The 20633-nt window shown below is 45.1% G+C and carries 11 protein-coding genes (1 of these 11 running past the window's edge); 4 read left to right on the top strand and 7 right to left on the bottom strand.

What is annotated here, in order from left to right; all coding sequences use genetic code 11:
• Positions 1 to 3: 3 nt before the first annotated feature.
• From FD961_RS03930 to FD961_RS03915, 4 genes are read right to left on the bottom strand one after another with little or no spacing between them, the layout of a single operon-like run.
• Positions 4 to 2406, bottom strand: coding sequence for a bifunctional (p)ppGpp synthetase/guanosine-3',5'-bis(diphosphate) 3'-pyrophosphohydrolase (locus tag FD961_RS03930; protein ID WP_215394194.1), 2403 nt, complete (start codon positions 2404 to 2406; stop codon positions 4 to 6).
• Between the two features lie 15 nt (positions 2407 to 2421).
• A complete protein-coding gene (gene rpoZ, locus FD961_RS03925; protein ID WP_011902918.1) occupies positions 2422 to 2625 on the bottom strand; it encodes a DNA-directed RNA polymerase subunit omega in 204 nt (67 codons plus the stop codon).
• Positions 2626 to 2669: 44 nt separating this feature from the next.
• Positions 2670 to 3308, bottom strand: a complete 639-nt coding sequence (gene gmk / locus FD961_RS03920) for a guanylate kinase (protein WP_215394193.1) — start codon at positions 3306 to 3308, stop codon at positions 2670 to 2672.
• Between the two features lie 30 nt (positions 3309 to 3338).
• Positions 3339 to 4268 (bottom strand): YicC/YloC family endoribonuclease, encoded by a 930-nt coding sequence (locus FD961_RS03915; protein ID WP_215394192.1) that lies wholly within the window; start codon positions 4266 to 4268, stop codon positions 3339 to 3341.
• 42 nt (positions 4269 to 4310) lie between these two features.
• On the opposite strand from FD961_RS03915, the gene rph reads away from it, so the two are divergent.
• From rph to FD961_RS03895, 4 genes are read left to right on the top strand one after another with little or no spacing between them, the layout of a single operon-like run.
• A complete protein-coding gene (gene rph, locus FD961_RS03910; RefSeq protein WP_215394191.1) occupies positions 4311 to 5051 on the top strand; it encodes a ribonuclease PH in 741 nt (246 codons plus the stop codon).
• A 4-nt stretch (positions 5052 to 5055) separates the two neighbouring features.
• Positions 5056 to 5646, top strand: a complete 591-nt coding sequence (rdgB, locus tag FD961_RS03905) for an RdgB/HAM1 family non-canonical purine NTP pyrophosphatase (RefSeq protein WP_215394190.1) — start codon at positions 5056 to 5058, stop codon at positions 5644 to 5646.
• Positions 5639 to 6826 carry a radical SAM family heme chaperone HemW gene (gene hemW, locus FD961_RS03900; RefSeq protein ID WP_215394189.1) on the top strand — a complete coding sequence of 396 codons (1188 nt, stop codon included), beginning with the start codon at positions 5639 to 5641 and terminating at the stop codon, positions 6824 to 6826. Before rdgB ends, hemW begins: the two co-directional genes overlap by 8 nt.
• Positions 6827 to 6871: 45 nt before the next feature.
• On the top strand, positions 6872 to 7885 hold the full coding sequence (locus tag FD961_RS03895) for a tripartite tricarboxylate transporter substrate binding protein (protein WP_215394188.1): 1014 nt from the start codon (positions 6872 to 6874) through the stop codon (positions 7883 to 7885).
• Between the two features lie 264 nt (positions 7886 to 8149).
• Here FD961_RS03895 and FD961_RS03890 read toward each other — a convergent pair whose 3' ends face one another.
• The 3 genes from FD961_RS03890 to FD961_RS03880 form a co-directional block, all read right to left on the bottom strand.
• Positions 8150 to 8860 (bottom strand): hypothetical protein, encoded by a 711-nt coding sequence (locus tag FD961_RS03890; protein WP_215394187.1) that lies wholly within the window; start codon positions 8858 to 8860, stop codon positions 8150 to 8152.
• A gap of 42 nt (positions 8861 to 8902) precedes the next feature.
• On the bottom strand, positions 8903 to 9562 hold the full coding sequence (locus FD961_RS03885; RefSeq protein ID WP_215394186.1) for a polymer-forming cytoskeletal protein: 660 nt from the start codon (positions 9560 to 9562) through the stop codon (positions 8903 to 8905).
• A gap of 285 nt (positions 9563 to 9847) precedes the next feature.
• A protein-coding gene (locus FD961_RS03880; RefSeq protein WP_215394185.1) for an ESPR-type extended signal peptide-containing protein crosses the window boundary here: on the bottom strand, positions 9848 to 20633 show its end. Its footprint extends 20765 nt past the window's final position; only the last 10786 of its 31551 coding nucleotides appear in the window; its start codon lies beyond the right edge, outside the window; its stop codon occupies positions 9848 to 9850.

Below are 20633 nucleotides of genomic sequence, written 5' to 3'. Positions count from 1 at the left end.
CATTCAAAGAGCGCGCGTACGAGTCACGCGCATGACATCTGGGTTCGTACGCAAGCTACGCATCACTTTAGATAAGTGCAGGCGGTCATAGACTTGAATGGTGAAGCGAATAGTTACGGAGTCTTCTTTAAAGCGATCTTCCATCGAGACATTCATAATATTGGAGTCGGCAGAAGTAACGCTACTAGCCACGCGTGCCAAGACACCCTTACCTTGACGTGTATCGATTGCTAGGTCAACTTCAAATTCTCGATTGAGCTCCTTAGCCCACTCAACCTCCACCCACTTATCGCTATCTTTAGAAAGCATTCGGAGTGCAACAGAGCAGTCATGGATATGAACTTGCAGGCCCTCACCCTTTCCAAGGTAACCAATGATGCCGTCGCCTGGAATTGGATGACAGCAAGATTGGAAGTGAATCGAATTGCCCTCTCGACCATCGACTAGGATAGCCTGACGCTGATGCTGATGTGATTCTTGGTTTGGCGCAACCCAATCTGCGGCACCAAGACGCATCTGCTCACCCCCACCCTCATCATCAATCAAGATCTTGAGACGAATCGCCAGCTCTTGAGGAGAACGGCGACCAAGGGCGATATTGACGCATGCCTCTTCGCGGGTTTTATCACCCGTCCAGTGCATGAGTTTTTCCCAAATCTCGGGGGTTAGTAATGCAGCATCTACGCCTTGCTGGCGCAGGCCATTGGCAAGCAATCGCTCACCCAACTGTAGTGATTCTGAGTAATGTTTCGTCTTTAATGAATGGCGAATCGATGCACGAGCTTTACCTGTTCGTACAAATGCCAGCCAGCCAGGATTCGGCTGTGAATTACCTGAAGTCACGACTTCAATAATGTCGCCATTCTTCAGCTCGCTGCGAAGTGGTAATTGCAGACCATTTACTTTGACGGCGACACAGGTGTTACCCAAGTCACTATGAATTGAATAAGCAAAGTCAAGAGCGGTAGCGCCCCTAGGAAGTGCACGAATTTGCCCCTTGGGCGTAAACACATAAACCGCATCCGGGAATAAATCGATTTTGACGTGCTCTAAGAATTCTTGTGAGTCGCCACTGCTATCTTGAATATCAATCAAAGATTGGAGCCATTGATGAGCGCGGTTTTGTACTTCGCTCATATCAGGCGATCCGTCTTTATAAGCCCAATGCGCTGCAACGCCCGCTTCTGCTACGGCGTGCATATCGGTAGTGCGAATCTGGAACTCAACCGGCACACCAGATGGCCCTAATAAAGTGGTGTGTAGGGATTGATAGCCGTTGAGTTTCGGAATCGCAATGTAATCCTTAAACTTACCTGGCATCGGCTTAAAAAGAGAATGCAAGATACCTAAGGAACGATAGCATTCATCTATGCTGCCAACCGTGACACGGAATGCATAGACATCTAACACTTGAGAAAAGCTGACGTGCTTAGCGCGCATCTTGTTGTAGATGCTATAAAGCGTTTTTTCACGACCGCGTAGATCGACCTCTAGATTAGCTTTTGCAAAAGCCATACGAGAGGCTTGCAAAATCTTTTCAACCATCTCCTTACGATTGCCACGCGCCCGCTTTACGGCTCCTTCAATGACCCGAAAGCGCATTGGCATCGAGTAACGGAAACTCAGATCCTGCAAATCACGATAGATGATATTTAATCCAAGGCGATGCGCAATGGGGGCATAAATCTCAATGGTTTCTGCAGCTACCCTACGGCGCTTTTCCATCGGCACAGCATCAAGCGTGCGCATATTGTGAGTGCGGTCTGCTAGCTTCACAAGAATGACGCGAACATCTCGCGCCATCGCCATAAACATTTTGCGGAAACTCTCAGCCTGAGCTTCTGCATGACTTTGGAATTCCAATTTGTCGAGCTTAGTCAGACCCTCAACTAGCTCAGCCACCTTATTGCCAAACTTTTCTACTAAATCGGCTTTAGTGCAACCCGTATCCTCAATCACATCATGCAAGAGCGCCGCCATGATTGAAGGGGCATCTAAGCGCCAGGTAGCGCAGAGTTCTGCAACGGCTACAGGATGGGTGATGTAAGGCTCGCCACTGTGGCGATACTGACCTAAGTGAGCCGCATCAGAAAACTGAAAGGCTTTTTTTACTTGGACGATCTCTTCAGGCTTGAGATAGGTAAGTTTCGAGAGCAAGCCCTCAATTGAAACCACCTGATGTTTAAGAGGTAAAGCAGGCGCAGAGGTTGGTCCAAACAAATGACGGCTCGACTGAGCCAACAAAGTCGCAATGATCGACTTCTTGCCGTTTTGAGAATGACTACCTAGAGATGTATCTGATGGGGTAACGAGTAAATCTTTTTGAGCTACCCCAAAGGAGGCCTCATTGGGCGAGACCCCTCCTACTAATTCCGATGTCTTGGTTGTTCCTAAAGGGAGCTCCACACCGGAACTCCTAAATTACAAAGGAACTTTGGTCAACATGTCACGGTCAGTAACACCAGCAGCTACTTCGCGCAAAGCAACTACTGTAGCTTTATCTCTGGACTCAACACGTGGGGAGTGACCTTGAACCAATTGACGAGCGCGATATGTCGCAGCCAATACGAGTTCAAAACGATTTGGAATGGTTTTCAGGCAATCTTCTACAGTAATACGGGCCATGCTGGACTCACTTAATTTAGCTTCAATACCTATAGGATAACTGATTAAACCCCAAGGCGCCTTAAAAGAGCTGGATTTCGGGCCATACTGGGTCCAGAGCGTAGTCGGCTGGAAGCCAAAATATGCTTGAGGTCGACTAGAGCCTGATCAAAAGAATCGTTCACCACGATGTAATCGGCCTCATGGGCATGCTGCAACTCGATATGGGCAGCAGCTAAACGTCTTTGAATGGTGGCTTCATCATCCTGGCCACGTTTACGCAAACGCTCCTCTAAAGCTTCAATCGAGGGAGGGAAAATAAAGATCCACTGCACCGATGGAATGAGTTTGCGAATTTGTTGTGCGCCCTGCCAATCGATCTCGAGCATCACATCACTACCCGCTTGCATCTGAGATTCGATCCAAGGTTTTGAAGTGCCATAAAAATGACCATGCACTTCTGCCCATTCTAGAAAATGACCTTGGTCTCTTTCAACAATGAAATCTTCTTTAGAGGCAAACCGATAATCCTTGCCATCGACTTCACCGGGTCTTGGTGAACGCGTCGTAGTGGATAAGGATAGTTTTAATCCAGCATCTTCTTTTAATAGCGCATTGACTAGGGAAGACTTACCCGCACCAGATGGCGCCACAATCATCAACATACTGCCTTGATAAGAAGGGGTCAAATTTGGACTAGTCATAGATCAATTGTACGGATTATGAATGACTCATCATTCCAGATTTTGCACTTGCTCACGCATTTGCTCAATAAGCAGCTTCAACTCAAGGGCTGCTTGCGTGCATTCCTCAGAAACCGATTTGGAGCTGAGGGTATTAGCTTCGCGATTGAGTTCTTGCATTAGAAAATCTAAGCGCTTACCTACCGGTCCCTTACCAGCTAATGCGGTGTCAACAGCCTGTAGATGGGTCTTTAAGCGCGCAAACTCTTCCGCCACATCAATACGCACAGCATAGAGAACCACTTCCTGACGAATACGCTCCATGAGTTCTGTGCCGGCCTTAGCTTGTTCTTGCGCAGCCAATGCTTCTGATAAGCGTTCGGTGAGTTTTTCTTGATATTGCGCGACATATTCAGGAACCTTAGGCTCAATTGCTTTGACGATCTCGCGCATCTTTTTAGTAATGTTGGTCAATACACCAACCAAAGCTTGTCCTTCTGCATGTCGACTGCTCATGAGCGCCTCTAAGGCGGCACGTCCAGCTTCAACCGTTGCAGCAATCCAGCCCTCTTCTTCCCCACGAGGCTCAGAAACAATCCCGGGCCAACGCAGGACTTCAGCAATACTCATCTCTTGCGCTTTTGGAAAGGCTTCTTGGGCTTTTTCTTGAAGGGTATAGAGCGCATCTAGGCGATCTTTATTAATTGCCCCTAAGGCATGGGGATTGCTCTTGGCAGCCCCTGCGGCACCACTATTGACCCGCCATGCCGCCCGAAACTCTACCTTACCCCGGAAAAGGCTTTGGGTAGCCATTTCTCGCAAGGCGGGCTCCGCCCCGCGACATTCGTCCGGCAGACGAAAGCCTAAATCCAGAAAGCGGCTGTTAACAGCCCGACATTCCACCTGCAGATCAGCAACTACGCCAGCTCCTAGGGAGACTTGACGAGAAGCGCTGCCATAACCAGTCATGCTCGATATCATAGGGACATTGTAGATTCTTTATAGCCCCTTTAGGACAAATCCATGAGCAGCCCAAATTCAAGCACCGTCAACCGCCCAAGCGGTCGCAAACCAAAAGACTTGCGTCCCGTTACAATCTCTCGCAGCTTTACTAAACATGCTGAAGGCTCCGTTTTGATTGCTTTTGGTGATACCAAGGTTTTGTGTACCGCCAGCATCCTCGATAAGGTGCCTCCTCACAAGCGCGGTTCTGGCGAAGGGTGGGTTACGGCGGAATACGGCATGCTGCCCCGCTCCACTCATACCCGCAGTGATCGTGAAGCGGCTCGCGGCAAGCAATCGGGTCGCACTCAAGAAATTCAGCGTCTCATTGGCCGTGCAATGCGCAGCGTCTTCAATTTAGAAATCTTGGGTGAACGCACGATTCATTTAGATTGCGATGTATTGCAAGCGGATGGTGGTACACGAACCGCTTCCATTACTGGTGCTTATGTTGCAGCACGCGATGCCGTTAACCAACTACTGAAAAGTGGCGCTCTCACACAAGATCCGATCATTGATAGTGTTGCAGCTATCTCTGTGGGTATCTATCAAGGTGTTCCAGTACTGGATTTAGATTATCCAGAAGACTCTTCATGCGACACCGATATGAATGTTGTCATGACTGGTAAAGGTGGCATGATTGAAGTGCAAGGCACAGCTGAAGGAGCCGCCTTCTCTAGAAGTGAGTTAACTGCCCTGCTAGATTTGGCCGAGTTAGGAATTCAAGAGCTCACTCAATTACAGATCGAAGCACTGAAATAATCCTATGCAAAAGCTCGTTCTCGCTTCTAATAACGCTGGCAAGGTACGGGAGTTTCAAGCTTTATTAGCGCCCTTGGATTTCCAAGTAATTCCGCAAGGAGAATTAGGCATTCCCTCGGCAGAAGAGCCTCATCACACCTTTGTTGAAAATGCCCTTGCTAAAGCACGTCATGCCAGTGCAGCGAGCGGTCTTCCTGCATTAGCGGATGACTCCGGTATTTGTGCGCATGCCTTAAATGGACAGCCTGGCGTGTTATCAGCGCGCTTTGCGGGAGAGCCAGCCAATGATGCTGCCAATAACCAAAAGCTGATTGAGGAATTAAAAAATCAATCAGATCGAGGCGCGCATTATGTTTGTGCACTCGTATTTGTAAATAGTGCCGATGATCCTGAGCCTCTCATTGTGCAAACTCGCTGGTATGGTCAATTTATAGATCATGCCAAAGGAAGCAATGGCTTTGGCTATGACCCTCACTTCCTCTTGCCGGAATTAGGTTTGACTGCAGCAGAGTTAGAGCCAACAAAGAAGAATGTCATTAGCCATCGCGGCCAGGCATTACGTGAATTAATTACCCAATTGAAGTCTCGTGCCTAATTTGCCAGCGAAAGCTGTTTCCTTAACAGCACTCCCCCCACTTTCGCTCTACATTCACTTTCCTTGGTGTGAAAAGAAATGTCCTTATTGCGACTTCAATTCCCATCAAGTAAAGGATGGTGTTGGTAAAAGTGGGTTTGATGAGAAGCGCTATATCAAGGCCTTAATTGCTGATTTAGAAACGGAGCTTCCCAATATTTGGGGTCGACAGGTACATAGCATTTTCATTGGGGGCGGTACACCGAGTTTGTTATCACCTGAGGGTATGGATGAACTCCTTTCTGCCGTACGCGCTCGGGTCAATTTAGAGCCTAACGCCGAGATCACGATGGAAGCCAATCCGGGATCCATTGAGGCGGATAAGTTTGCCGCCTTTGCCAAATGCGGTATTAATCGTGTATCGATTGGAGTGCAGAGCTTTCAAGATGAACAGCTTAAGGCATTGGGGCGCATTCACAATGGTGAAGAAGCGAAGCGGGCCATCCAGATAGCTTTAGACAACTTTAAGTCCGTCAACCTAGATCTGATGTATGGATTACCCAATCAAAGTCTTGAGGCTGCCAAGGCAGATATAGAAACTGCCCTGTCATTTAAAACACCACATCTGTCTTTATACAACCTCACGCTTGAACCGAATACCTACTTTGCGAGCTTTCCACCCAAGCTGCCTAATGAAGATGATATTGATGCCATCTTTGAACAGAATTTAGATCTACTCACCAAAGCTGGTTATCAGCGTTATGAAGTCTCTGCCTACGCCAAGAAAGATCAGGAGTGCAAACACAACCTGAACTACTGGCGCTTTGGCGATTACATCGGCATTGGTGCCGGTGCTCATGGCAAGATTTCCTTTCCAAACAAAATCACCCGTCAAGTTCGGGAACGTCATCCAGAGACCTATATGGCTGCCATGGAGAGCAAAGGTAATGCCTTAATTGAATCCCGTGAGATCGACCCCAAAGATCTACCTTTTGAATTCATGCTCAATACTTTGCGGCTTAGTGATGGTGTAGATACCAATACGTTTAGCGAGCGCACGGGGCTGCCTTTGAATGTCATTAGCAAGCCTATTGATGAGGCCTGCAAGAAAGGATTGCTTGATGAGAACCCAAGCAAACTGATGGCTACAGATCAGGGTTTACGCTATCTCAATAATCTTCAAGAGCTATTTCTCAGTTAAAGTAAGTCTCCTACTAAATACCAAATTCCCGCGCGGAGACAAGTAATGATTTTTAGCAATAGACAAGGCAAACGCCGAGCACATTTATTGGGCTGCTTAGCCCTATCACTCAGTGCACTCGTTTTTTCTCAAGGTGCTTATGCTCAAGCAAAGAATTGGCCCGATAAACCAGTAAAACTATTTGTTGGCTTTCCTCCTGGCGGTGGCTCAGATGCTATTGCGCGCATCATTGCAATTAATCTTTCGCAAATGTGGGGTCAACAGGTTGTGATTGATAATCGCGGCGGAGCAGCGGGTACGATTGCTGCTGACCTAGTTGCTAAATCGCCCCCAGATGGATACACCCTCGGCTTAGCTCATGTTAACGCTCTTTCCATCATTCCAGCGCTTGGACAAAAAATGTCCTATAACGCCAATACGGATTTCACACCAATTGTTTTATTAGGTATTACGCCAAATATCTTAATTGCCAATGTGGATGCCCCTGCTAAAAATGTAAAAGATCTCGTGGCTTACATGAAACAAAATCCAGGCAAGGTGAGTTTTGGTTCCGCTGGCAATGGTAGTACACAGCATTTAGCTTACGAACTCTTTATGCACATGGCAGGAACACAAGCTTTACATATTCCCTACAAAGGTAGCGGCCCAGTCTTGGTTGACCTGATGGCTGGTCATATCACCTATGCTTTTGAAACTATGAGCGCTGCAACACCGCATATTCAAAGTGGCAAAGTGATTCCTCTTGCACAGACACGCACTAAGCGTTCTGCTGCCTACCCCAATTTACCAACCATGGAACAGCTGGGCTACGTAGGCTTTGAAGCTACTGCCTGGTATGGCTTGATGGGACCTGCTAAGTTGGATCCTAAAATTGTCGATAAGATTAATGTGGACGTAAACACCATCTTACGTAAACCAGAAATTCAAGCGAAATTGGCTGAGGTGGGCGCAGAAGATGGTGGTGGTAGTCCTGCTGCCTTTAGCAAGTTCATCGTTAAGGACCGCAACCAGTGGGCCAAGTTGGTGAAAGATGCAAAACTGCAAGTGGATTTAAATTAATAGTTATGGCTTTTGATTTTGCAAAAATGAGACTCATAACAGTCATCCTTATGGGCCGACAGTAATTGTCGATTCATAAGCAATAAAAGAAGGTCTCCTCGCTGAGTCTGCAGGAAAGACAATAGATTTGTTTGTAGTTGGATCAGCAGTTTATAGGGGCAAACTGTAATGTATCACTTGCACAAAATTACATAAGTAATTGTTTTTATGAATATTTATATTCATAAACCTAGGGTAGAATAGTCAGAGTAAGATGAAAAATTGCTAGAGTTTTGGGGGCTGAGTGGGCCGCATAAATCCCATCATTCTTTTTTTGATGACCGAATGTATCTCATTAGCCAGCGCTTCATCTTGTTTAGCAGGAGGAGTACGAACAGACTCTCCCTCCTCTAGCCCGAGCTGGCGACCTAACATTCTGTGCAAATCCTCAGCAGAAACGCCCCGATTGACGGCACCAAAGCCTTCAGAAGATGCATCATCGCCCTCTTTGACAAAAAGCTGATTGCCTCCACCAGGCGAGTCTAGTGGTTTTTTTTCATTCTCTCTATCCGAAAGCCCGCCAAGCCTAATTTCAATCCCTTTGGCAAGTTTTTTATTAACCCCTCTTAGCATCCAAAGCACTATTAGTAGCACGAAAGTAAAGATGGAGAGGATGAGGTTATTAAGATGGAAATAGTCGCGTAATTGAGAAAATTGACTATCCTGTGTGAGCGCATTCTGCTTAAGTGACGCAACTAAAGCCTCATTACCAGACTTGAGTTGGATAACATCAGCCCTTACTTCGGATTGGATAAGCGCTTGTGAGGCAATTTCTTTTTTTACTAGAAACTTAAGGGTTTTAATTTCCTCGTCAATAGTGGGTACGCTTGTACTATTAACAAGATCAACCTCATTCAAGTTTGCAGCCCAAATAGGCTGGGCCCCAAAAAAAATTGGTAAACCTATGCAGAAATAAGCAATTTTCTTAAAGCGCATTTGCATGCTTTGTTTTACGAAAGAAATGCTAGAAATGAGCTTTTACAGAGGCAAGGAGAAATCAAAATGAGTACCGCCCACGTTCAGTCTGAGTTGCAGGGTTTCATTTCGATTTTTTAAGGATTGGAGTTCCCCACTGCTGACCAACATACCAAGCTTGTCCTGAGTCAGGCTGATCCAGAGCGGAGCTTGACTACCGTCGATCAAAGTTAATGTTGCCCCTGCTCGCACGCTTAAATCTTGTAATTGGGCCTTGAGCTCATCAGGGAAATTCAAAAGAATGGATTCTGCCTGAGCATTAGAACCAATAGTGCCTGACTGGACTGATGAAGAAATACGTTTATCAGAAATCTTTTTCAGTTTTCCAAGTACTTCACAACCCTGCTCCATAGCAAGGGTTGAGTAATGAACCTCACCTTCAACTAATGCGCCCTTGCGAATAATCACATTAGCAGCTTGAACTAAGCCTTTAATAGACCCAGAGACATCTAGTTGCTTGCATTCAATGTTTCCAACGATCGAGGAGCCCGCTTCAGAGACTGTTCTATTTGAAATAATATTGCCTTCAATTTTTCCAGAAACAATGACAGTACCTTGGCCAATTAAATCTCCAACAATATTAAAGTTTTTGCCCAACAAGAGGACATTATCTTCATCAATATTTTGCTCGGATTGACGGTTAGGATTTTGGATCGTACTCATGGTTGCCTGTGGATGAACGAGGGGCTTAAAAGAAATATATTAGCATGAATTATAGGGGCTTTTATGACACGAAACCTCTCAAAAATCAGCATTAAAGACAATAATTTCATGGATTTAGTCATTATTTGTAATCAAAACGCCACTTTAGCGCTTGCAGCGAATTAGAGGGCAAAGGGCTGACCAGAAATCCTCCTGACTGACCCAAAGACCCGCATGAATAATTCAAAAAATGACTCAGGGCAATTACCCCAAACATCTCTGGTTCCGACCAACACTGCAAGGACATTACATACCAAAGGTGTAATAGACCATCGCACTGCTGCTATTTAGGGACTTATATGGCGCCTCACGATAAGATCCAGATAAAGTGATCCATTGATTTTTTTCAGTTTGGTAGCTCACACCGGCACTCGCTGTTGCTCTAGTATTAACCGGGCTTGAGTTGAAATTAATTGGTGTCAAGCCATTAATACCAGAAGCGGAGTACTTGCTGTAATTCGTTGAGACATCTTGCTCAAAACCTACGCTACCAAAAATAGTAGTATCAGGCGTGACCTTATGAGATGCTGTTAAACCACCAATGACAGTTTTAGCATTTGTATTTAAGGCCTGATAAGTCAATGGCGACTGTACAGTGCTAGACGTATTTTCTGTATAGCTAGGCATATTATTAGCGCTATAACGAATGCCAACATATGGTGATACTAAGCTGTTATCCGTAACAGCAAAGCCGTATTTAGCCGAGGCTTGTCCGCCAAAGCCATAGAGAGTGGATGAGCCACTACCAGGTTCAGTATTTCCTACCACTTGTCGTGTAATCGTCGTAGTTTGCTCACTATAGGCGCCTGATAACTTCACTTCTGGACCAGTGCCATCACCGTTTTGCTTCCATGCAACAAATGCACCCATTACTGGTGTGTGATTACCCAGCTGAACTATTCCAGTCGGATTACTAGCAGAAAGATTTTGATCGAGGTAGGCACCAATACGAACTTGTTCGTTTACACGATAGCCACCAATCATCAAAGCACTAGTAGTGTTATTTCCAAATGAAGATAAATTCGTGCTCCTACCACCAACTGAGAAGCAGGCGCCATACTCTCCAAACTCGTTACAGTCATAAGAGAAGCTGTTGACCAGTACGCTATTTGACATTGAGTACGTACTTTGTAGTGCACTGGCACTATTGACTAATGACTGCTGCGTATTAGCCGTAGAGAAATTGAGTAGATCTAGATAAGCATTATTTGCATCGTAGCTAAACTTGGTTGCCAATGGAGTGTAGCTAGACAAGTTAGAGCTTAGATTGCTAAAGCCCCCTGTTAGACCACCAGTTGCATTAACAATGGTGTACTTAGTGCCACCAACATAAGTCCCTGAGCTGGCATTGAGATTCAAGGTGCCGCCAATATTCGCACTACCAGTCGCCTGTAGCAATTGTGAGGCAATAGCAGTTGGTGCAATATTCATCTTCAATGCACCTGAAGAGGATTGCATGTAGTTGCTAACCACAACAGGATTACTTTGATTGTTGTAACTGCTATTGGTGATATCAAAAGTACCGTAGTTATTAACGCCACTACTGGTGGAGATGGATCCTGCACCAGATAATGCCAAGGTAGATCCAGTAGTAATCGTTGTGCCGCCGGTATAGGTATTTGCAGCAGTCAGATCCAATGTACCACCACCAGTGACAACCACTTCACCAGAGCTTGCACCATCAGAAATCGGGGCACTTACCGTTAGCGTAGTACCAGAGGAAACATCAAATGTAGGATCCTTTGAAACAGTAATTGGGTTGCTGACAGTCATATCGGCAGTGGTTGCCAATGTTGAAGCGGTGGTATCCGATCCAACCAAGCTGATAGTACCGCTACCCAACGCGCTTGCAGTACCCACTTGGAGTGTTGCACCAGGATCGACCTCGATACCACCGCTAAATCCGCTGTTATTCGCAGTCAAAGCAACCACACCAGCTGTGCTAATTGAGCCGCCCTGCGTATTGGTAATCGTGATCATGCCAGAACCACTTACTTGATTAGAAATGGTCGTTTGAACAGCATTTTGATTAATGACGCCGCCAATAGTAGAGGTCGCTATGTACTGACCAATACTAGAGACTGAGCTTGAAGCATTAATGGTTCCGCCATTAAGGCTCACGATAGAGATGCTTGGACTGCTAGCTAGCTGAGCTGAAGTTATAGCTGTTCCATAGGATATGGTAGTAGCCGATGCCGAGGCAACCGTCATAACACCCGTTAATGAAGACCCTACTGTACCCAAACTCCAGATAAATGAATCTCCATTTGCATTGGCATATATGCCCGTAATATTCTGGAGATTACTTGTATTTAGGCCAGTCAAAACACCAGCATAGTTGTAAGCAGCGATAGTCGAACCACTAGCAATAGCAAAGTTCATGATGCCAGCGGAAAGTGTTCCACTTGAGGAATAATTCAAGCCACCAAAATTAGTGCTGACCGTACCACCTACTACCTCGTTGTAATTGCTTGGGAGTATGCCCTTATAGCTCAAGCCAGACTGCGCATTAGTCAATGTTGAAATCGTGCCAGAGTTGTAAATACCGGCATTCAAGCCTGAAATTGAGCCTGTATTTACCAGGGATGTAATGAGACCGGTATTCTTAATACCAGTTCCACCAGCAGAATAAATTGTATTGGTATTGGCTAGGCTGGCGATTGTTCCCGCATTATTAAAGATACCTGCCAAGCTGCCTGAAACCACATTACTGTTGATTAAAGTACCAATATTTGCCGTATTTTGTACGCCATAGACGCTACCATTTACTATTCCACTATTGCTTAGCGTGGCAATTGATCCGGTATTAATAATTCCGGTAGCGCCACCTGAAATCGTATTGATATTAGATAGCAAGCCAGATACTGTTGCGCTGACTAAGAGGCTATTGATAGCAATGTCATTGGTATAGCCGATAGTATTAGCAGAGATAGTGTAATTAGTCGGGACTGTCACAGATAAGTCCCAAGTATTGGCCCCATCTTCAACCAAGACCCAGCTATCGCTTCCAAAGCTACCACTTAGATTGTATAAATTGCTTGCACTAATGCCACTCAATACGTGCAGATAAGTATTCTTGAAGACATTTGATCCAGCAGCAATTCCAAAATTCATGGTACCGGTCGCTGTTCCAACAATAGACAACAATCCGTAACTGCTGGCGCTATTAATGATGATGCTGTAATTAGTTGGTAGCGTGCCTTTATAGGTCAAGCTAGACTGCGCATTAGTCAGAGTTGAAATAGTGCCCGTGTTATTGATACCGGCGATTGAACCTGTAATTGTTCCAGTATTGGTTAAGTTACTAATTAAACCAGTATTTTTAATGCCACTGCCAACTGATGCGCCGATTGTGCCGCTATTATTCAAACTAGCAATCGTGCCGGAATTCGTTGCAACGGCCATTGATCCGCTATTGGTTAACACACCAATCGAACTGCTAATAGCGCTGTTAGTTAGACTAGCAATTGAACCGCTGTTAGCAATGGCAGTAATCTTACCGGTATTACTTACGGTATTGATAGTGCCAGCATTCATTGCAGAAGTGATTGAACCGCTATTGGTCAATATAGCAATTGAGCTAGTGGTGCCGCTATTACTTAAGCTAGAGATCAAACCGCTGTTATTGGCGACAGTAATGGTGCCGGTATTAATGACAGCACCAATCGTGCCAACGTTTATTGCAGTGGTGATCGCACCACTATTGGTCAAAGTACCAATTGAGCTGGTTACACCGTTATTACTGAAGCTAGCGATCAATCCGCTATTATTGGCGCCGGCAATCGCACCTTCATTGCTTGCAGTAGTGATTGAGCCGCTATTGATCAGAGTACCAATCGAGCTAGTTGTACCGCTATTGGTCAGGCTAGCGATGGAGCCGGTATTGGTAGCGCTAGCGATTGTGCCAGCATTGCTTATTGTGCCAATCGTACCGGCATTGCTTGCAGTAGCGATTGAACCGCTATTGATCAGAGTGCCAATCGAGCTTGTCGTACCGCTATTGGTCAGGCTAGTAATGGAGCTACTACTTGAAACAGTCGCAATTGTTCCGGCATTGGTAAATGCGCCAACTGTGCCAGCATTAGTTGCGGTCGTGATAGAACCGCTATTGATCAGAGTACCAATCGAGCTAGTTGTACCGCTATTAGTTAAGCTGGTAATGGAGCCGCTGCTTGAAACAGTTGCGATCGTTCCGGTATTGGTAAAAGTGCCAATCGATCCAGTATTAGTTGCGGTGGTGATAGAACCACTATTAGATAATGTAGCAATCGAGCTAGTCGTACCGCTATTGGTCAAGCTGGTAATGGAGCCGCTGTTAACAATACTAGCTATAGTTCCTGAATTACTGAGGCTATTGGTAATAGTTCCTGTATTAATAACTAAGTAAGTTGAAGATCCAGTAATACTGAGATTAGCAATCGTTCCTGAATTAAAGTTGCTTGATGAGCTTGCCGCAACAATCAAATCCCAAGTGGTGTTCTGCGCAGTTTCTGCTGACAATATCCAGTTATATGAACTATAAGAGCCACTTGAGTTGGATAGATAGGAAGCGCTAAGGCCACTCAATACACCAACATAGGTATACGCGGAGAGTGAAGATCCGCTGGCAATCCCAAAATTCATGTGGCCGGAAGTATTGCTAAATGCAGCAGTTCCGAAGCTACCACTGCTTGTACCGGTGATGCTTGCTAAGTAATTACTTGCTAAAACGCCACTGTAGGTAAGGTTAGTTTGCGCGTTACTTAATGTGCCAATCGATCCTGTATTGTTGATGCCATAGCTTAGACCTGAGATGCTTCCAATATTTGATAGGCTTGTAATCAAGCCCGAGTTTTTAATACCAGTCCCTGCAGTAGAGGTGATCGTTGATGCATTGACGAGGCTATTAACTGTGCCACCATTGTTATAAATGCCAGCAGAAGCTCCAATGACTGTGCCGCCTTGCGTTAAGGTGGTGATAGAGCCGGTATTCAGAATGCCTACGTCACCACCACCGATTGAGCCAGTAGCATTATTCGCGAGATTATTAATAGTGCCAGCATTGCTGACAAAAGTAATAATGCCGCTGTTGGCAACGTTGGTAATAGAACCTGAATTACTTAAGGTAGCGATGGCACTGGTCACTGTGCTATTGGAAAGGCTGCTGATTAAACCATGAATACTATTGCTCACAACTCCAAGGCTACCTGCGTTATAAATGCCGAAGTAAGAGCCAGAGATGGTGCCTGCATTGCCTAAGGCAATAATTGTTCCACTGTTGAAAATACCAGTCACAGCACCATCAATAACGCCATTAACAGCGTTATCCAGCTTTTGAATCCTGCCAAGGTTGGCGATGCCGTCGCCAGTTCCAAGCACTTGACCAGTATTTGTCAAGGTGCCAATGTAAGCAGGACTACCGTTATAAACTCCTGTTAAGCCAGCTATAGTACCAATACTTGTGTTGTTAATATTGATGATTGAGCCACCATTAGTAATACCGTAGTAAGCATTGGATGCGATTGAGCCAGTGTTAACAATACTTTGAATGAGTCCGCCATTACCAATACCGTAGTCATTTGCACCAAATACAGTTCCAGCATTGGTGATGAGGCCAATGGTTCCCCTATTAGAAATACCGGTGTTGCCGCCAATAATCTGACTAGCAATGCTGTTATTAATCACACCAATCGAACCACCAATTGTGTTATTCACAGCAAGCAATGAGCCAGAGATCGTACCGCTATTACTTAGGGTACCAATCTGACCACTGTTCTTGACTGCAGTAGTACTGCCAGCAATGATGCTGGTGTTCGATAAGGCGCCAGAGATCGTAGCTAGATTGACTAAGCTAGCAATCGAAGTGCTGTTGGTGTAGCTAGGTGTATCAGCACTGATGGTGACATTGTAGGTAACTGGAACCGTTACCAGCAAATCCCAAATTCCAGAGGTGCCTTCTTGACCTAGCAACCATGAATAAGTACTGCCACCATTAGAAATAGTGCCACTGGGCGCTACTCCACCAGCAAAGTAAGTTACATTCAGGCCACTGATAACTGCAGCATAGGTATACGCAGACAGTGTTGAGCTACTTGCAATACCGACATTCATGGTGTTGTAGAGGGAGCCTACAAAAGAGATCTGACCGTAATTGCGGGTGCCGTTAATAATAATGTTGTAGTTGGTCGGTAAGTTACCAGCATAGGTTAATGGCGAGCTAACAGTACTAGATCCACCACTAGGGGTTACACCCTGAAGGTTATTCAGGGTGACAATCGTTCCATTATTAGTAATGCCAACATTGCTTCCTGTAATAGTTCCATAGTTTGTGAGGACACTGATCAGGCCGCCATTCAATAATCCTGTGCCTTGAGTAGCGCCTGAACCACCGCTTATGATTGCGCCGCTAGCATTGGTGAGGGTATTGATGGTGCCTCCATTCGAAATACCGGCATATTGACCATATACATACCCTAAATTGGTCAGCGCACCAATGCTGCCATTATTTTGTATGCCAATATCAGCGTTTCCAAGAATGCTTGCGCTGATTGAATTAACAAGATTGTTTATCAAGCCATCATTGATGATGCCGTCAGTACCTCGGATATTGCTGCTGTTAGCAATGATATCGATGGTGCCAGAAATGCTGTTATAGATAGCAGAACCTGATCCTGAAATGGATCCAAAATTGGTGAGGGTATTAATTAAACCGCTATTGCTAATGCCACTACCTGCTGATGCATAAATCGTATTGCTATTACTGAGCAAATCGATCGTGCCGGCGTTATAAATACCAGCAGATGCCCCACTGACGGTACCACCTTGGGTTAAGGTAGTAATAGATCCTGTATTTCTAATGCCATAGTTAGAACCAGAGATCGTACCGTTATTGCTTAGAGTGCCAATTTGACCCGTGCTCTTCACTGCAGTTGCGCTACCAGCAATAATGCTGTTGTTGGTCAGCGCGCCAGAGATCGTCGCAAGATTTAGTAAGCTAGCGATCGAAGTGTTATTTGCATAACTAGCAACATCACTACTAATAGTGACGTGGTAATTTGTTCCTGTAGATAAGATTAAGTCCCAGATGCTAGATACAGTACCAGCAATGGTTTCTTGACTCAATGTCCAAGTATAAGTACTTCCACCATTGGTAATCGTGCCACTTGGATTGATTCCGCCTGTAAAGAAGTACGAAGTACTACTTAAGCCAGTAATGACTCCTGCATAGGTATACGCTCCGAGCGTACTTGAGCCATCTATGCCAAAGTTGGTAGTACCGCTTGGAGTACTAAAGGCAACCTTACCAAAGCTATATTGGCCAGTAACAATAATGTTGTAGTTAGTTGGTAACTTACCGTTAAAGGTCAGATTTGACTGTTTATTGCTTAAGGTGCCGATTACACCGCTATTGCTAATACCATATGTACCGCCGGTAATCCCGCCAGTATTAGAAATTGAGGTAATGGTACCGGTGCTGGAGATGCCAATGGATCCACCATAAATAGTGCCATTATTACTAATGACTCCGATAGAGCCGAGGCCATAATTATTGATACCCATTCCTAAACCAATAATTGATCCAGAGTTTGTAAGAGAACTAATGGATCTAAAGTTAAAAACCCCACCACTATTACCGGAAATCAACCCATTATTTGTGAGTACTCTAACGAGGCCATCGTTATAGAATCCATAAGAGTTTGCACTCGTAACGATACCTCCAACATCATTTAAAAATGAGCTGGTGGTTGCTCCATAGGTATTCCATACCCCAGCATTTAAACCTGTAATTAATCCAGTATTGGTTACAGACTGCATAACGCCGGTATTCCAAATTGCAGAGCCTTGTCCGCCGATTTTTCCAGTATTAATCAGGTTATCAATAGTTCCACCATGGTTATAAATACCAGAACCAGCTCCGGTCACTGTACCGCCTTGAGTTAAGGTAGCAATTGAGCCGGTGTTATTGATACCAAATGCATTTCCATTGATAGAGCCTAAGTTAGTTAGGACATTAATCAAACCAGAGTTTTTAATGCCAGAGCCCGACGCAGAATTGATCGTATTACTATTACTGAGCACATTGATTGTGCCGCCATTGTTATAAATACCCGCAGCTGCTCCACTTACGGTACCGCCTTGGGTTAAGGTAGTAATTGAGCCAGTGTTATAGATACCGTAGCTGCCACCAGAGATCGCACCGCTATTACTTAGGGTGCCGATCTGACCACTGTTCTTGACTGCAGTAGTACTGCCAGCAATGATGCTGCTATTGGCGAGCTCACCAGAGATCGTGGCTAGATTGACCAAGCTAGCAATCGAAGTGCTGTTGGTGTAGCTAGGTGTATCAGAGCTGATGGTGACGTTGTAGTTGGTTGCACCAGCAATAATCAGATCCCAAATATTGGAAGTGCCCTCTTGGCCCAAAGACCAGGAGTAGGTGCTGCCACCATTGGTAAATGTACCAGTTGGCGCAATGCCACCGGTAAAGTAACTCGCACTACTTAGGCCAGTAATCACTCCTGCATAGATATAAGCACCTAAGGTACTTGAGCTATCAATGCCAAAGTTGGTGGTACCACTTGGAGTACTAAAGGCAACCTTACCAAAGCTATATTGGCCAGTAACAATAATGTTGTAGTTAGTCGGCAGCTTACCGGCATAAGTTAAGTTGGACTGACTATTGCTTAAGGTGCCAATTACGCCGTAAGAGTTATTGACAATACCGTAGCTACCACCCGTAATTGAGCCAGTATTGGCGATCGAGGTAATGGTGGCCTCATTGACAATACCATCGGTAGAGCCTGTAATACCACCGGTATTGATTAACGCGTCGATCGTGCCATAGTTGTGTACTGCACTACCTGAGCTGGCGTAGATCGTATTGCTGTTGCTCAGCAAATTGATATTTGCAGAGTTATAAATACCCGTTGATGAACCGCGTACTATTCCATCTTGCGTGATGGTGCCAATCAGGCCAGCATTATTAATGCCAATAGTGTTTCCGGCAATGGTACCGGTATTGACAATTGAGTTGATCGTACTATTTGTAGTATTTGAAATACCAGTATAGGAACCAGTGATTGTGCCTGTACTGCGATTGTCAATCGTCTCGATAAAACCAAGGTTGGTAACGCCTTGACCACCAGTTATGAGCCCATTATTAATGAGTGATACGAGAGTTGCATTAACCCCGTTAGCTCGGTCATTATTCCAAACACCTGAATGACCACTATTACCGGAGATTGTTCCATCATTGATGAGGTTTGTTAGGCTACCGGTGTTATAGACTCCGAACCAATAATTACCCAGAATCGTACCGCTGTTAGTAAGCGTATCAATCCGACCAAAGTTAGATATGCCAGTAGCGCCGTCAGATGAGCCAATTACGCCACCTAAGTTATTAATGGATCCAATGACGCCATAACGATCGTTATACAGTGCTGCAGTGGAATTGCCACCGGACAAACTGCCAGTGTTAACAAGGGTTCCAATACTAGCATTGCTATAAATAGCGTAATAAGAAGCGGCTATAGAGCCATCATTGACAAGAGATTTAATTAAGCCGCCATTGTTATTAATGGCATAACCTGAATCTGCATAAATCGTATTGCTATTACTGAGTAGATCAATCGTGCCGTTGTGGTTGTAAATAGCAGCAGATCCACCTGGTGCATTGATGGTGCCGATATTGCTTAAGGTTCCAATTGAACCAGAGTTGTAAATACCGTAGTTAGAGCCAGAGATCGCACCGCTATTACTTAGGGTGCCGATCTGACCACTGTTCTTGACTGCAGTAGTACTGCCAGCAATGATGCTGCTATTGGCGAGCTCACCAGAGATCGTGGCTAGATTGACCAAGCTAGCAATCGAAGTGCTGTTGGTGTAGCTAGGTGTATCAGAGCTGATGGTGACGTTGTAGTTGGTTGCACCAGCAATAATCAGATCCCAAATATTGGAAGTGCCCTCTTGGCCCAAAGACCAGGAGTAGGTGCTGCCACCATTGGTAAATGTACCAGTTGGCGCAATGCCACCGGTAAAGTAACTCGCACTACTTAGGCCAGTAATCACTCCTGCATAGATATAAGCACCTAAGGTACTTGAGCTATCAATGCCAAAGTTGGTGGTACCACTTGGAGTACTAAAGGCAACCTTACCAAAGCTATATTGGCCAGTAACAATAATGTTGTAGTTAGTCGGCAGCTTACCGGCATAAGTTAAGTTGGACTGACTATTGCTTAAGGTGCCAATTACGCCACCATTGTAGATACCGTTTAACCCACCAGTAATTACTCCATTATTTACTAACGAATTGATGGTTCCTAAATTGAAAACGCCGGTGTTAACTCCACTAATGGAGCCTTTATTGGTTAATAATCCTATGCTGCCAGCGATATCGTTTGAGAGTCCTGTGACTCCCCCGCTTAGTACTGTATTTTGAGTAAATGTGCCAATCAAGCCACTGTTGTATACACCATAACTTAATCCAGCAAGAGTGCCTGAGTTATTTAATGATCCAATAGTGGCGGTGTTAAATATAGCTGTACTCGCATTAATGACGCCGCCGATTGTGTTGTCTATGGAGTTAATATTGCCGCTATTGAGGATGCCATAACCTGAGCTAGAACCAGTGCTATTAACAAATCCGCTATTTGTGATCTTATCAATGCTACCGGAGTTCTTAATGCCAGTGTTGCCAGCTAAAACTGTTCCGCCTTGAATTAATGAGGTAATTGATCCTGAATTGATAATGCCAGTGCTGTTGCTTACGATCAAACCAGTAATGGTGTTGTTAAGCAGGCCAATCACACCTTGGTTTTGAATCGCTGTGCCGCCCGCACTAATCGTGCCTGAGTTTGCAATAGTACCGATCGTGCCACTATTGTTATAGATGCCGACATAGGAACCATAGATGGAACCAGAGTTTGTAAGTGTGCCTATGACACCACTGTTCTTGATAGCTGTGCCAGCAGCTGCATAAATCGTATTGCTATTACTGAGCAAATCGATCGTGCCGGCGTTATAAATACCAGCAGATGCCCCACTTACGGTACCA

The organism is Polynucleobacter sp. TSB-Sco08W16 (genome assembly GCF_018687455.1).
Taxonomy (GTDB): domain Bacteria; phylum Pseudomonadota; class Gammaproteobacteria; order Burkholderiales; family Burkholderiaceae; genus Polynucleobacter.
The sequence above is the reverse complement of the archived record's forward strand: the minus strand, read 5'-3'. Positions and strand labels throughout refer to the sequence as shown.